Source organism: Thermogutta sp. (assembly GCF_039793925.1).
Lineage (GTDB): Bacteria > Planctomycetota > Planctomycetia > Pirellulales > Thermoguttaceae > Thermogutta.
The window spans coordinates 1-1,030 of the sequence record NZ_JBAMME010000189.1 but is presented as its reverse complement, the minus strand read 5'-3'; the positions used below and the strand labels follow the sequence as shown (position 1 = coordinate 1,030).

General features: G+C 53.1%; 2 protein-coding genes. Both read right to left on the bottom strand.

Annotated features, from left to right (window positions below; all coding sequences use genetic code 11):
* Positions 1-102 precede the first annotated feature (102 nt).
* Positions 103-474: a hypothetical protein gene (locus ABJK56_RS06995; protein WP_347243949.1), complete on the bottom strand. Its 372-nt coding sequence runs from the start codon at positions 472-474 to the stop codon at positions 103-105.
* 11 nt (positions 475-485) lie between these two features.
* A partial coding sequence (locus tag ABJK56_RS06990) for a hypothetical protein (RefSeq protein WP_347243948.1) occupies positions 486-1,030 on the bottom strand: 545 nt, incomplete at its 5' end.

The window sequence follows — 1,030 nt, the reverse complement described above, 5'->3', positions numbered from 1 at the left end:
ACTGCCAGGTGGTGACGCCGGTGGTGTCGGTCATCGCCGTCCGCCGCCCGACGCCAGTGGAGTCCCAGCGCTGAAAGGTAGAAATGCCTCATATAGCCAGCTTTAGCGAAGAGCGGTAAAGAGGGGGGGCCGGTAATGCTCCTTAGCATACAACATCATTGCCTGCGCCTGACCAACTGACACACGGTCTACAAACTTTAATCTCCCCTCTCGAATCTCCATTACCTCGCGGAGAAAATCCGCCGCTTCTATTAACTTGAGACAAGCCATATCTAACTCGGACGAGGGCTTTAACTCCAATGGACGCAATCGGAGAGCCACGGATTGAATACATAACCAATCGGCTATTCGCATACACCCCCAGCGAATAGTGGTAGGGTCCAGGTTAATTTTGGAGAAATAGGTGGTTTCCTCCGGCCTCTTCTCGTTTAATGCAATTTCTATCATCTCTTTCAACCACAATTCTGCATCCATCCTTGCCCTCCTCAATAGTACAGTTTGATGTGCCGTAGAATGTCTCCCAGTGTTCTGAATTCAGTAAATCTCCCCTTATACAACTGGAACTGACGTTCATAGAAATAAGCCCGTTTCTCCCACTGAGCAACCGAACCCTTGAACCCACTGACGTAATCCAGAGCATGCGTACCCTCATGCACCGCATCCCGAAAGATGTCGGATCTACTCTGGCGCAAATATATATGCTGTTTATAGGCAAAGGCATCAACGGCAGATATATTCCCGCTTCCTCCTCGGAATCGGTATGCTTTCTCAAACATTTCCTCGCCAAGGATGTTTACTCCGATTTTCCCTTCCTCCATTGCCTGGGCAATGCGTCGTGATTGGGTTGTTCCCGCGGACAGGTCGGCAACGATGTTTGCTTTCGTAATGTTCGCTGCTCGCAGCGCATCGGCGGCCTCATCAGCGTGGCTGGCCGCCTCCGCAACTACCCGGGCCGCATCCACCGCCTCATCCAAGTGGCTGGCGGCCTCCAGGCCCACCTTGGCCGCCTTGCCGCCCCGCACCACCAGCC